The organism is Pseudomonas sp. DL, from assembly GCF_047199225.1.
Lineage (GTDB): Bacteria > Pseudomonadota > Gammaproteobacteria > Pseudomonadales > Pseudomonadaceae > Pseudomonas > Pseudomonas aeruginosa.
Genome location: NZ_CP178323.1, coordinates 1,496,668 through 1,509,732, shown reverse-complemented (window position 1 = coordinate 1,509,732; position 13,065 = coordinate 1,496,668). Strand labels below are relative to the sequence as shown.

Sequence of the window (13,065 nt, the reverse complement as noted above, 5' to 3'; positions counted from 1 at the left end):
CCCTACCGCCGTGCCCCTGGCCTTTGCTATCCCGCCTTGCGCACCCTCAGCGCAGCCTCGATCTCGCCAAGGATCGTCGGGTCGTCGATGGTCGATGGCGCCGCGTAGTCCTCGCCATCGGCGATCTTGCGCAGCACCGCGCGGAGGATCTTCCCGGAGCGGGTCTTCGGCAGCCGCTTGACTACCACCACCCGCTGGAAGCAGGCCAGCGCGCCGATCTGTTCGCGGACCAGCGCCACCAGCTCGCGCTGCAGTTGCTCGGCGGCGATCCCGGCATCGTCCTTGAGCACCACCAGTCCCAGCGGCACGTGGCCCTTGAGTTCGTCCCGCACGCCGATCACCGCGCACTCGGCAACCGCCTGGTGCTGCGCCACGCGTTCCTCCATCTCGCCGGTGGAGAGGCGATGCCCGGAAACGTTTATCACGTCGTCGGTGCGCCCCATGATGTAGACGAAGCCGTCCTCGTCGAGATAGCCGCCGTCGCCGGTGTGGTAGTAGCCGGGATAGTTGCCCAGGTAGGCCTGCAGGTAGCGCGGGTGGTCGCCCCAGAGGGTCTGCGCGCAGCCCGGCGGCAACGGCAGGGCGATGACGATCGCGCCCTGGCGGTTCGCTCCCAGCGGCCGGCCTTCGTCGTCCAGCACCTGCACGTGGTAGCCGGGCACCGCGCGGTTGGTCGAGCCGGCCCGCAGGTCGTGGCCGGCGATCCCGATGCAGGGCGCGGTCACCGGCCAGCCGGTCTCGGTCTGCCACCAATGGTCGTGGACCGGCCGCCCGGTGTGCTCCTCCAGCCAGTGCTGGGTGCTGCTGTCGAGCTTCTCGCCGGCCAGGAACAGGTGGCGCAGCGAACCCAGGTCGTAGCGCTTCACCCGTTCGCCATGCGGGTCTTCCTTGCGGATCGCGCGGATCGCCGTCGGCGCGCAGAACAGGCTGTTCACCCTGTGCTCTTCGATCACCCGCCAGTAGGCGCCGGCGTCCGGCGTGCGCACCGGCTTGCCTTCGTAGAACACCGTGGTACAGCCGCACATCAGCGGGCCGTAGACGATCAGCGAGTGGCCGACCACCCAGCCGACGTCGGAGATCCCCCACCAGACGTCGCCGGCCTGCATGCCGTAGATAGTGCGGACCGCGTAGCGCACCGCGACCGCGTGGCCACCGTTGTCGCGGACGATACCCTTGGGCTTACCGGTGGTGCCCGAGGTGTACATGATGTACAGCGGATCGCCGCTGGCCACCGGCACCGGATCGGCCGGCTCGGCGGCGGCGAGGCAGTCCTGCCAGTCCAGGTCGCGGCCCGGGTGCAGGCGCGCGGGCGCCTGCGGGCGTTGCCAGACCATGACGTGGGCAGGCTGGTGGATCGCCAGTTCGAGGGCCTTGTCCACCAGCGGCTTGTATTCGATCACCCGGTCGAACTCCAGCCCGCAGGAAGCGGTGAGCACCAGCTTCGGCGTGGCGTCGTCGATACGCAGAGCCAGCTCGTAGGGAGCGAAGCCACCGAACACCACCGAATGCACCGCGCCCAGGCGCGCGCAGGCGAGCATCGCCATGGCCGCCTGCGGCACCATCGGCATGTAGATGATCACCCGGTCGCCCTTGCCGACCCCGAGGGCCCGCAGGGCGCCGGCCAGGCGCGCCACTTCGTCGCGCAGCCGCAGGTAGCTGTAGCGGTCCTGGGTGCCGGTCACCGGCGAGTCGTAGATCAGCGCGGTCTGTTCGCCGCGCCCCTCCTCGATCTGCCGGTCGAGGGCCAGGTAGGCGCTGTTCAGACGGCCATCGGCGAACCAGCGATGGGTGCCGTCGGGCAGGCTTTCGAGGATGTTCGCGGGCGCCTGGTACCAGGCCAGGGAACGGGCCTGTTCGGCCCAGAACGCGGCCGGCTCGGCGATCGAGCGGGCGTGCTGCTGCAGGTACGTCATGTTCCAGCCCTCTGATTGTTCTTATTAGGGATGAAGCAGTGAGTGAGCCTTGGAGTATGGGCGGGTGCCGGGCACCCGCCATCAACCTTTGGTCGTAGGGGTCAGTCCTTGCCGCGGTAGAGCTTCTGGATGCTGGAGAAGTCCAGCCCCTCGTGCTCGGCATCGGCCTGGGCGTGCAGGCTGAACAGGTTGCGCGCCAGCGCGCCGAGCGGCGTCGAGGCCTGCACCGCCTGGGCGTTGGCCAGCGCCAGGCCGAGGTCCTTGTTCATCAGGCGCACCTGGAAACCGCCGGCATAGCCGTTGCTCGCCGGCGCCTGCGGCATCACCCCGGGCCAGGGGTTGTAGAGGTTCAGCGCCCAGTTGCCGCCGGAACTCTGCTTCATCACCTCGGACAGCACCGCCGGGTCGAGGCCGTTCTTCACCCCCAGCGCCAGGGCCTCGGCGGTGCCGGCCATGAGGATGCCGAGGAGCATGTTGTTGCAGATCTTCGCCACCTGGCCGGCGCCGTGATCGCCGGCGTGGAAGATGTTCCGGCCCATGTTCTCGAGGACCGGCCGGGCCCGCGCGAAGCCTTCGGCGGGGCCGCCGACGATGAAGCTCAGGGTGCCGGCGCGGGCGCCGCCGACGCCGCCGGAAACCGGCGCGTCGAGCAGGGTCAGGCCCTTCGCCGCGGCGGCCTCGGCGACCTTGCGCGCGGTCTCCGGGGCGATGGTCGAGCAGTCGATCAGCAGGGGCTTGCCGGCGACCCGCGCGAGCAGGCCGTCGTCGCCGAGATACAGGCTTTCCACGTGCTGCCCGGCCGGCAGCATGCTGATCACCACTTCGGCGCCTTCGCAGCACTGCAAGGCGCTATCGGCGCCCTGCGCGCCCTGCTCGACCAGGCCCAGCACGGCCTTGGGCTGCAAGTCGAAGACATTCACCCGGTGGCCGGCCTTGAGCAGGTTGGCGGCCATCGGCCCACCCATGTTGCCCAGGCCGAGGAATGCGATGTCGGTCATCGGTCCGTCTCCCTTTCAGCGCATCTGGATCGAGAAGTTGGTCCCGGCCACGCTGTCGCTGTCGAACCAGCGCGCGGTCACGGTCTTGGTCTCGGTGTAGAAGCGCACGCCCTGCTTGCCGTAGGCGTGCAGGTCGCCGTAGAACGAGCCCTTCCAACCGGTGAAGGAGAAGAACGGCAGCGGTACCGGAATCGGGATGTTGATGCCCACCTGGCCGACCTCGATGTGGTGCTGGAAGGTCCGCGCCGCGGCGCCGGAGCTGGTGAAGATCGAGGTGCCGTTGCCGTAGGGGCTTTCGTTGATCAGGCGGATCGCCTGCTCCAGGCTGTCGACCTCGGCCAGGCAGAGCACCGGGCCGAACACCTCTTCGCGGTAGATCGCCATGTCCGGGCGCACCCCGGCGAACAGCGTCGGGCCGACCCAGTTGCCGTCCGGGTATCCCTCGACCTTGTAGCCGCGGCCATCCAGCAGCAGTTGCGCGCCCTCCTCCACGCCCTGGCCGATCAGGCGCTCGATGCGCGCCTTGGCCTGCGGGTTGATCACCGGGCCGTAGCTGGCGCCGCTGTCATCCCATGGGCCGGGGCGGACCTTGGCCAGCGCGTCGCGGATTTCCGGAATCCACTCGCGGGCGGCCCCCACCAGCACCGCCACCGAGATCGCCATGCAGCGCTGCCCGGCCGCGCCCACCGAGGCACCGACCAGGTTGCTGATGACCTGTGCCTTGTCCGCGTCGGGCATGATCACCATGTGGTTCTTCGCCCCGGCGAAGCTCTGCACGCGCTTATTGTGCGCGGTGCCGGTGTGGTAGACGTACTGGCCGACGGCGACCGAGCCGACGAAGGACACCGCCTTCACCTGCGGGTGCTTGAGCAACTGGTCGACCTGTTCCTTGCCGCCATGCACCACCTGCAGCACGCCCTTCGGCGCACCGGCCTCGAGGAACAGCTCGGCGAGCCGCACGCTGGTCAGCGGCACCTGCTCGGAAGGCTTGAGGATGAAGGCGTTGCCGCAGGAGATGGCCAGCGGGAACATCCACAGCGGGATCATCGCCGGGAAGTTGAACGGGGTGATGCCAACGCACACGCCCAGCGGCTGGGTGATGCTGTAGGTGTCGATGTTGCGGGCGACGTTCTCCACCGTCTCGCCCATCAGCAGCGAGGGCACGTTGCAGGCGTGCTCGACCACCTCGATACCGCGCCAGACGTCGCCCTTGGCGTCCTCGAAAGTCTTGCCCAGCTCGCTGGAGACGATCTTCGCCAGTTCGTCGTGGTGTTCCTTGAGCAACGCCTGGTAACGCAGCATCACCCGCGCGCGCTCGGAAACCGGGGTTTCCTTCCAGCTGGCGAAGGTTTCGCGGGCACTGGCCACCGCCTGCTCGACCTGCTCCGCGCTGGCGCAGGCGATCTCCGCCAGGGTGCTGTTGTCGAGGGGATTGCTGACCGGGATGCGCTGGGCGCCGAGACCTTCGACGAAGGCTCCCGCGATGAGGTGGCGGACTGGGACTGACATGAACCCTCCTGCACCGGCCAGGCCGGCTTTTATTGTTGTGGCGGACTGGTACGAGGTCGATTCGGACCTCGCTTTGGCCAAGAAGCTATCACTGGGCGGAAGGTCGCGAGATCGACTAAATTGTGTTGTTCATGGACTATATTGCGGAGCCGGCTACCGACATGTCGCACACCTCCGACTGGCCCCTGCCGGCCGACAGCCTGCGCTTGCCGATCCCGGCGGCGCTGCTGGAGAAACTGGCGGTCCACCCGCTCAGCCGCGACCTCTACCCCACCTCCCTGGGCCACTACCGGCGCGCCCGCGACCACCGCATGAGCCGCGAGCGCCATGACGAGCACCTGCTGATCTATTGCAGCGAAGGCCAGGGCCTGTTGCGCGTGCGCGAGGGCGAGGCCTGGCGCGAATACCGGGTCGGCAGCGGCGACCTGCTCTGGCTGCCGCCGGGCATGGCCCACGACTACGCCGCCGACGACCGCCAACCCTGGACCATCTTTTGGACCCACCTGCGCGGCGACAGCGCCACCTGGCTGCAACACAGCGCCGGCTACCGCGACACCCCGCTGCGCCATTGGGGCCTGCAACACGCCCTGCTCGGCGGCTTCGAGCAACTGCTGGAGGTGCGCCACAGCGGCTACCGCTTCCAGCACTTCCTGCTCGCCGCCAGCCGCCTGCGCAGCCTGCTCTGCCAGCTACCGCTGCTGCGCCCGCTGCGCGAGGGCAGCCTGGACCTCGACGGGCTGCACGCCTACATGCGCGAACACCTGCATGCGCGCCTCGAACTGGAACGCCTGGCGGCCTTCTGCAACCTGTCGAAGTTCCATTTCGTCAGTCGCTACAAGGCGATCACCGGCCGTACGCCTATCCAGCACTTCCTGCACCTGAAGATCGAGTACGCCTGCCAGTTGCTGGACAGCAGCGACCAGAGCGTGGCCCGGGTCGGCCAGGCGGTCGGCTACGACGACAGCTACTACTTCTCGCGCCTGTTCAGCAAGGTCATGGGTTTGTCGCCGAGCGCCTACCGGCAGCGGGTAAGGCAGGGCGAGGGAGGAGCCTGAAGCGCTCTGCGGCGGGGCTGTAAACGAAGCGGCGACCAGTTGTCGGCAAACTGATCCCGGTCAGTGTTTTCCGGGCCGACAGGACTAGACTGAAGCTCCCTTTCCAGCCCCGATGGATGAATCGCCATGAACATCCTCGTCCGCCCGTCGCAAACCCCGAAAGGCCAATGCTGGCAAGTCTGCCTCGACCAGCAGGCCGTCAACTTCCGTAGCGAAAGCGAGGCCCGGCGTTTCGTCGACCGCCTCGAGGCGCGCCTGCGCGCGCCCCATGTGCTGCCCGAACTGAAACAGCGAACGGCCTGATCCGCGCTCAGGCGGCCTGGCGCTCCAGGCGCCCGGTCTGCCAGGCGAGCAGGGTCGCGACCGCGCCGCAGACGGCGATCACCAGAGTCATGGGGATCGCCGTGCCGTCGTGGAGCACGCCGACCAGCGCCGAAGCGCCCGCCGCCACGCTGAACTGCAGGCTGCCCATCAGCGCCGAGGCGCTGCCGGCGTGCTGTCCCTGTCCGGCCATGGCGCAGGCGGAAGCGTTGGGAATGATGCAGCCGAGGCTGGCCACGCATCCGAACAGCGGAACCAGCAGCGGCCACAGCGTGGCCGGTTGCAGCGAAGCGATGCCCAGCAGGGCCAGGCCGCACGCCAGGTAGCCCCAGATGATCCGCCGCAGCCAGAACGCCGGCCCGCGATAGCGCAGCAGCCGCGCGTTGACCTGTGCCATGACGATGAAGCCCGCGGCATTGCTGCCGAACAGCCAGCCATAGTGCTCGGCGGGAATCCCGTAGAGCTGGATGAACACGTAGGGCGAACCGGCGATGTAGGCGAACATCCCGGCCATCGCCACCCCGCCGGAAAGGCCATAGGCGAGAAACAGGCGGTCGGCGAACAGCCGCCGGTACTGCCCCAGCGCGCCGGACAGCGGCGGTCGCTCGCCGTCGGCCGGGATGGTTTCCGGCAGCCACAACGCCACGCCGAGGCCGGCCAGGGCGGCGAACAGGGTCAGGCAGACGAAGATCGATTGCCAGCCCTGCCAGTCCAGCAGCAGGCCGCCGGCCACGGGGGCGAGGATCGGCGCCAGGCCCATCACCAGCATCAACTGGGAAAACGCCTTGGCGGCGCCGATCGGATCGCACAGGTCACGCACCACTGCCCGCGAGATGACCATCCCGGCGCAGCCGCCGAGGGCCTGGACGAAGCGCGCGGCGATCAGCCACTCCAGGCTCGGCGCCAGGGCGCAGGCGGCCGAGGCCAGGGTGAAGATACTCACCCCCACCAGCAGCGGCAGGCGCCGGCCATAGCGGTCGGCCACCGGGCCGTAGAGCAACTGGCCGATGGACAGGCCGGCGAAGTAGGCGGCCAGGCTCAGCTGGACGTGCTCGACGTCGGTGGCGAAGGCCTTGGCCAGGGTCGGGAAGCTCGGCAGGTAGAAATCGATGGCCAGTGGCCCGAAGGCGCTCAGGGCTCCCAGTATCAGCAGGATGCGCAGGTTCATGGATCGCTCGGCACGGGGCGCGTCGGTGGCAGGCAAGGCACTTCCCTGCGCGGCTCCCGGCAAGCGGGACGACGACGCCTATCATTGAATCGTCTGTGAGGGCGGGCGGCTCCAGGCCTGAAGGCCGGTACTGGCGGGAAGATGCTACGGACAGCCGGGGAGTCGCCGAAAAAGCAGCGCGCAGCATAACACCGAAGACGCCCGCCGATCATGGCCGGAGACCGTGGAACCGCGGAATCCACGACTCATGAATGAGCAGCATTAGACAAAGGTGGTGTCGAAATACTTCGAGTCCGCCCGAGCGCGGCTAAAATCGGTACACTCCCCGCCCCGTTGCCGAGACCGATTCGACTACCCAGCACAGCATGCGACGCACAAAGGAAGATTCTGAAAAAACCCGTACGGCCATCCTCCTGGCCGCCGAGGAACTGTTCCTGGAAAAGGGCGTGTCCCATACCAGCCTGGAACAGATCGCCAGGGCCGCCGGGGTGACCCGTGGCGCCGTCTACTGGCACTTCCAGAACAAGGCCCACCTGTTCAACGAGATGCTCAACCAGGTACGCCTGCCGCCGGAGCAACTCACCGAGCGCCTGTCCGGCTGCGATGGCAGCGACCCGCTGCGCTCGCTCTACGACCTCTGCCTGGAGGCCGTGCAATCGTTGCTGACGCAGGAGAAGAAGCGCCGCATCCTGACCATCCTGATGCAACGTTGCGAATTCACCGAGGAACTGCGCGAGGCGCAGGAACGCAACAACGCCTTCGTGCAGATGTTCATCGAACTCTGCGAGCAGTTGTTCGCCCGCGACGAATGCCGTGTGCGGCTGCATCCGGGCATGACCCCGAGGATCGCCTCGCGCGCCTTGCACGCGCTGATCCTGGGCCTGTTCAACGACTGGTTGCGCGACCCGCGCCTGTTCGATCCGGATACGGACGCGGAACACCTGCTGGAGCCGATGTTCCGTGGCCTGGTGCGCGACTGGGGTCAGGCCAGCTCGGCGCCGTAGCCCTCCTCGCGGATCGCCTCGAGTACCTGGGTGCTGTCGAGCCGGCTGGCGACCCGGACTTCGCCGGCGCCAAGATCCACCTGGACGTCCGCCGCCGAATCCTTCGCCTGCACCGCATGGGTGATCGCCCGTACGCAGTGGCCGCAGGTCATGCCCTGAACCTTGAAGACTTGCATGGTATTGCCTCCTGTTGGTCATCGATGGGGCGATTTTCGACCTTGACATGGTGTCAAGGTCAATCCTCGAAATATCCGGTAACCGACAAAGCGTCAAGAACGGGTAAAGGCGGAGTAAAGAGGCTTAAACCCTACAAAGCACATGGTTAACATGTTCACCTTGTTCTTCACGAGGTAGAACCATGTCCATCCGCCGCTATTCCCCGTCACAGATCGCCCTGCACTGGCTCAGCGCCGTCGCGGTCCTGCTGATCATCGCCCTGCCCTACGGCGCCGACTTCTTCGCCGGCCTGCTCGGCGGCAAGGGCAACGTCTTCACCCTGCACAAGTCGCTGGGCGTGGCGGTACTCCTGCTGACCCTGACACGCCTGGCGCTGCGCCGCGTCCAGGGTGTCCCGGATACCCTGGAGGGGAACCCGGACTGGCAGCGCGCGGCCGCCAAGGCCGGGCATTTCCTGCTGTACGCGGTGCTGATCGTCATGCCGCTCTCCGGCATGCTCGCCGGCAAGCGTCCGCTGGACCTGTTCTGGCTGGTGCAGATCGGCCCGTTCGACCTGCCGGAAGCCTTCAAGGCGTTCGCCGGCGGCACCCACGTCACCGTCCAGTACCTGCTTTTCGCGCTGATCCTCGGCCACGCCGCCGCTGCCATCTGGCACCACCGCGTGCAGAAGGACGACGTACTGCGCGCCATGCTGCCGCAACGCGGCGCCTGACCCCAGCGACGGACGGGCACGCGGATGCCCGTCCCGACTTGTCCCGGGCCCCGGCTTCGGCCAAGCTTTTCCCTACACCCCCGCCGCCGAGGCCCGCCATGTTCCCCATTCTTCGCCCGCTGCTCCATACCGCCGCCCTGGCCTGCGCCCTCCCGGCGCTCGCCGCGGACCCGCAACCGGCCAGCGGTGGCTGGGCGCAACCCGACCCGGCGCCGATCGGCTATGCGGTGCTGAACGTTTCCCGCGAGCGGGTCGAGTCCGGCACTGCCTGCGATGTCGGCCTGTACGTCCACGACGAACTGGTCGGCAACCTGCAACCGGGCGCCAGCCTGGCCCTGAACCTGCAACCCGGCGCGGTGGACGTGCGTCTTGCGCCGAACGGTCCTGGCGACGCCTGCCGGAACGGCATGACCATCCTCGCCGGACAGACCCTGCCCCTGCGCGCCGGAGAGATCCGCAACCTACGCATTACCCTCGGTGCGGGCGGGCTCTACCTGGCACCGGTGGCGGATGGGTACTGAGGGGTAGCGACTTGCCGTGGAGCATTGGCCATGACGCAGGGCACGAAGGTGGCGTTTCGGCACCGGGTGCACGGGGACTGCCTGGCGGGCCGTGAATGCGTGACTGGCCCCCAGCTCCCGTCGCTGCCTGCACGGCACTAAGGGGGGAAGCTGTTGCTTAGCGCTTGAGCGGGCGTCGTGCTTGCCTTGGCCTCTTGTTTCGCCTTTCCAGGCGAGTTCCTTCTGCAAGCGTCCAAAAGACTCGCCCACCACTCGGAGGGCAAGCCAGGAGCCCGATCCGTAGGGCGAATAACCGCTTGCGGTTATCCGCCGGCTCTCCAGGGCATCGGCGGATACCGCCTGTGGCGGTATTCGCCCTACGGGACGTTCGAGCGGGCTTCATGTTTGCTGCTCAAGCTGCTTGTCGTGCCTGCCTTGGCCTCTTGTTTCGCCTTTCCAGGCGAGCTCCTTCTGCAAGCGTCCAAAAGACTCGCCCTGCCCCTCGGAGGGCATGCCAGGAGCCCGATCCGTAGGGCGAATGACCGCTTGCGGTTATCCGCCGGCTCTCCGGGGCATCGGCGGATACCGCCTGTGGCGGTATTCGCCCTACGGGACTATATCGCTCGCGACTTCTTAGCTACACGGCAGTGAGGGGGGACGCTGTTGCTTAGCGCTTGAGCGGGCGTCATGTTTGGTGGTCAAGCTGTTTTCTGTGCCTGCCTTGGCCTCTTGTTTCGCCTTCCCAGGCGAGTTCCTTTTGCAAGCGTCCAAAAGGAACCAAAAGACTCGCCCCGGCATCCGGCCCCAGCCGCTTCTCGGCTGGGGTGCCCTCGCTGCATCGTTGCTCCCGGCGGCACGCCGCCACGGTCCTTCGTGGACCGAGGCGGCTCTCGCGGCATCCTGCCACTCGTCCCCCTCCGCAACGATTCCGCTCGGCCTCCTGACGGGGCGGGTTTGCCGCCCCACCACTTGGAGGGCAAGCCTCACTTCGTGCATGCCAGGAACCCGATCCGTAGGGCGGATACCGCCTATGGCGGCATTCGCCCTACGGGACTACACGGCAATGAACGGCGCAGGCTGGCCGTTCTGCTCTTTCTTGAGTTTCTTAGCTGCCTATACGGCAGTGAACCCGGCGAAGGGCCAGTCGCTGGACCACAAGCGTTTCTTAGCTGCCTATACGGCAGTGAACCTGGACGGGCAGGTGTATCTGCGCCTGGGACATTTCTTAGCTGCCTATACGGCAGTGAACATCGACCGTCAGGTAGGGCTTGCTGTGATCGATTTCTTAGCTGCCTATACGGCAGTGAACCAAGTCTTCGGACTCCTCGGGCCGCTGCTCGATTTCTTAGCTGCCTATACGGCAGTGAACACCGTCGATACGGCCCCTCGGCCTGTCCAAAATTTCTTAGCTGCCTATACGGCAGTGAACTGAGTCCAAAGCCGATACACGGGGCTCGTTCTTTTCTTAGCTGCCTATACGGCAGTGAACGCCGGATGGGGCGCCCCTGTGTTCGGGCATGTTTTCTTAGCTGCCTATACGGCAGTGAACCTATGAAAAACCTGAAAAAACTGTTCGTTCGTTTTCTTAGCTGCCTATACGGCAGTGAACATTGCCGGCGCCGGCGAGATCCTGCACACGTCTTTCTTAGCTGCCTATACGGCAGTGAACGAGAACGGGGTGATCCAGTTCGGCCAGGCGCTTTTCTTAGCTGCCTATACGGCAGTGAACGCGCGGCGCTGTTGGTGCCGGTCGCGTAGCCGTTTCTTAGCTGCCTATACGGCAGTGAACTAGCCCCGAAAACCTATAACCATTTGAAGGAAAAGGAAATACCGAGTTGTTCCCGCCAGAAACCCTCTTTTTTCGAGGCCTCGTAACTTACTGATTTATAAGGGTGTAAGAAATCGTCCGAAAAAAGGGTCGGAAGTTTCGGGCAATTGGAGGCCGTTTCGCGAGGACCGGGACGGCGATCAACCATGCCGTTCGAGGGCAAAAGGTCTTGTGATGAGCGATGCCGCAAAGCCCCCGGCCAGGCCGGGGGCGTCGCGCCAGGGAGCGGCGCTACAGGCTCGGGTGGCCCGCCTCGATTTCGGACAAGGCATCGCTGAGCAGCGACAGCAACGCACCGTTGATGTAGGCCAGGGTGCCGCCGGGCTCTTCTTTCTCATCGAGCAAACGGGTCATGGCCAGGATGTTGATTGCCGACCTCAAGCGCACTTTCGCGTTGTCGAACAAGTGCGTGGGGAGTGCATGGGTGTCCACGTACAGGGTGGCGCTACGCGGACACATGTCGGCCTGGGAGGTGGGTAGCAGCGGGACGAAGCGGGGGGACGATTCTGTTACCTCGGGGTTGGACGTATCATTCGGCTTAGCCATGGGTCAGCTCCTTCATAAGCTGGTTTGTGGTTAGCGGGTCGTAGGTGTTCCACCACCTGCGGCCCGCGTCTTTTTTGCCCTCAGAAAATAGAGGGCAGTGCCGTTCGGTCCTGTCCCTGCGGGACGGATTTGCCGGCCCCTCCATCATCCTCCTACTGGGTTTTTATCCAATTCCCGGGCTTCTGAGAGAGCCTGCGGAAATGTCCGGGGGAGCTGTCCGGCGTTTCCAGGGCCTGTAGGGCGAATACCCCGGATAAGCGGCGGATAACCGCAAGCGGTTATTCACCCTACGGATCAGGGCTTCGGTATGTGGAGGTCTGGCATGCACGAGGCATCCCCCTCCTGAAGCGCCCCTCAGCCCAATCGAATCCTTCCGCTCGCCACCAGCACCGCATGCCCGGCGATACTCACCCGCTCGCCCTCCAACCGGCACCACAGCTCGCCGCCGCGCGCCGAGCACTGCTGGGCGGTCAGCGACAGTTTGTTCAAGCGCTGGGCCCAGTAGGGAATCAGGCTGCAATGCGCGGAGCCTGTGACCGGGTCTTCGTCGACGCCCATCGCCGGGGCGAAGAAGCGCGAGACGAAATCCTTCTGCAGACCCCGCGCGGTGACGATCACTCCACGCCAGGGCAGCCGCGCCAGGGCCGCGAAGTCGGGGCGACAGGCGCGCACCGCCTCTTCGGACTCGAGCAGCACCAGCAGCTTGTCGGTGGAGCCCAGCACGTCCACCGGCGGCAGGCCCAGGGCCTGCTCCAGCTCGACGGTGCTACCGACTTCGCTCGGATACTGCGCGGGGAAATCCAGGACCAGCCGCTCGTCCTCGCGGTTGACCCGCAGCGCACCGGAGCGCGAGATGAATTCCAGGCGCTCGCCCGGCTCGTCGTAGACCTCGAACAGTACGTGGGCCGCAGCCAGTGTGGCGTGGCCGCAGAGCGCCACCTCGACGCTCGGGGTGAACCAGCGGATCCGCCAGGCCTCTCCTTCGCGAACGACGAAGGCGGTCTCGGAGAGGTTGTGCTCGGTCGCGATCATCTGCATCAGCTCGTCCGCCAGCCAGGCGTCGAGGCGATAGACCACGGCGGGATTGCCACTGAACGGGCGGGAAGAAAACGCGTCGACCTGGTGGAACTCGAGCTGCATGGCAGACCTCCTGGGAACGATCGCCACAGCATGCCGCCGCAGGCTCCGGGATGGGCGATACAGTGCGATCTTTTCCGATCGTAACAGTGGGACTTCGCCCTGCCTTCGACCCATTGCCCGAGCGGGCGTTTGCGGCGACCTGCCGGCGTTGTGAAGCCGCCGGCAAAAACGCCGCCTTTTTCCGCGAAACGCCG

General features: G+C 66.3%; 12 protein-coding genes and 1 CRISPR repeat array. Of the genes, 5 read left to right on the top strand and 7 right to left on the bottom strand.

The genetic code is table 11. The features are described from left to right. Positions 1-26: 26 nt before the first annotated feature. From ACI766_RS07070 to mmsA, 3 genes are all read right to left on the bottom strand, one after another. Positions 27-1,913 carry a propionyl-CoA synthetase gene (locus ACI766_RS07070; RefSeq protein ID WP_023113255.1) on the bottom strand — a complete coding sequence of 629 codons (1,887 nt, stop codon included), beginning with the start codon at positions 1,911-1,913 and terminating at the stop codon, positions 27-29. Between the two features lie 101 nt (positions 1,914-2,014). Then, on the bottom strand, positions 2,015-2,911 hold the full coding sequence (gene mmsB / locus ACI766_RS07065) for a 3-hydroxyisobutyrate dehydrogenase (RefSeq protein ID WP_003113890.1): 897 nt from the start codon (positions 2,909-2,911) through the stop codon (positions 2,015-2,017). A 15-nt stretch (positions 2,912-2,926) separates the two neighbouring features. Continuing rightward, positions 2,927-4,420 (bottom strand): CoA-acylating methylmalonate-semialdehyde dehydrogenase, encoded by a 1,494-nt coding sequence (mmsA, locus tag ACI766_RS07060; protein ID WP_009876901.1) that lies wholly within the window; start codon positions 4,418-4,420, stop codon positions 2,927-2,929. A gap of 131 nt (positions 4,421-4,551) precedes the next feature. On the opposite strand from mmsA, the gene mmsR reads away from it, so the two are divergent. Next, a complete protein-coding gene (gene mmsR, locus ACI766_RS07055) occupies positions 4,552-5,475 on the top strand; it encodes an MmsAB operon transcriptional regulator MmsR (RefSeq protein ID WP_003122160.1) in 924 nt (307 codons plus the stop codon). A gap of 126 nt (positions 5,476-5,601) precedes the next feature. Then, positions 5,602-5,778 (top strand): hypothetical protein, encoded by a 177-nt coding sequence (locus ACI766_RS07050; protein ID WP_003104346.1) that lies wholly within the window; start codon positions 5,602-5,604, stop codon positions 5,776-5,778. A gap of 7 nt (positions 5,779-5,785) precedes the next feature. Here the strand turns inward: ACI766_RS07050 and ACI766_RS07045 are convergent, their stop codons facing one another. After that, the gene (locus tag ACI766_RS07045; RefSeq protein ID WP_003092150.1) at positions 5,786-6,964 is read right to left on the bottom strand and encodes a multidrug effflux MFS transporter; all 1,179 of its coding nucleotides are present in this window, start codon (positions 6,962-6,964) and stop codon (positions 5,786-5,788) included. Between the two features lie 365 nt (positions 6,965-7,329). On the opposite strand from ACI766_RS07045, the gene nalD reads away from it, so the two are divergent. Continuing rightward, entirely contained in the window at positions 7,330-7,968 is a 639-nt protein-coding gene (gene nalD / locus ACI766_RS07040; protein WP_003092152.1) for an efflux system transcriptional repressor NalD, read from the top strand. Here the strand turns inward: nalD and ACI766_RS07035 are convergent. Then, positions 7,947-8,144 carry a heavy-metal-associated domain-containing protein gene (locus ACI766_RS07035; RefSeq protein WP_003092153.1) on the bottom strand — a complete coding sequence of 66 codons (198 nt, stop codon included), beginning with the start codon at positions 8,142-8,144 and terminating at the stop codon, positions 7,947-7,949. The two genes, nalD and ACI766_RS07035, sit on opposite strands and share 22 nt — an antisense overlap. Positions 8,145-8,326: 182 nt before the next feature. Between ACI766_RS07035 and ACI766_RS07030 the strand changes: the two genes are divergently transcribed. After that, positions 8,327-8,857: a cytochrome b gene (locus ACI766_RS07030; RefSeq protein WP_003092155.1), complete on the top strand. Its 531-nt coding sequence runs from the start codon at positions 8,327-8,329 to the stop codon at positions 8,855-8,857. 98 nt (positions 8,858-8,955) lie between these two features. Further along, positions 8,956-9,378, top strand: a complete 423-nt coding sequence (locus ACI766_RS07025) for a hypothetical protein (RefSeq protein ID WP_076938869.1) — start codon at positions 8,956-8,958, stop codon at positions 9,376-9,378. Positions 9,379-10,458: 1,080 nt separating this feature from the next. Continuing rightward, a CRISPR array of direct repeats spans positions 10,459-11,146; the repeat unit is 28 nt; unit sequence TTTCTTAGCTGCCTATACGGCAGTGAAC. A 270-nt stretch (positions 11,147-11,416) separates the two neighbouring features. Here the strand turns inward: ACI766_RS07025 and ACI766_RS07020 are convergent. Together ACI766_RS07020 and ACI766_RS07015 are read right to left on the bottom strand one after the other, a co-directional pair. Then, a complete protein-coding gene (locus ACI766_RS07020; RefSeq protein WP_003113065.1) occupies positions 11,417-11,731 on the bottom strand; it encodes a hypothetical protein in 315 nt (104 codons plus the stop codon). A 354-nt stretch (positions 11,732-12,085) separates the two neighbouring features. Further along, complete coding sequence (locus ACI766_RS07015; protein WP_003159513.1) at positions 12,086-12,871, bottom strand: PhzF family phenazine biosynthesis protein; 786 nt, start codon at positions 12,869-12,871, stop codon at positions 12,086-12,088. Positions 12,872-13,065: the final 194 nt, after the last annotated feature.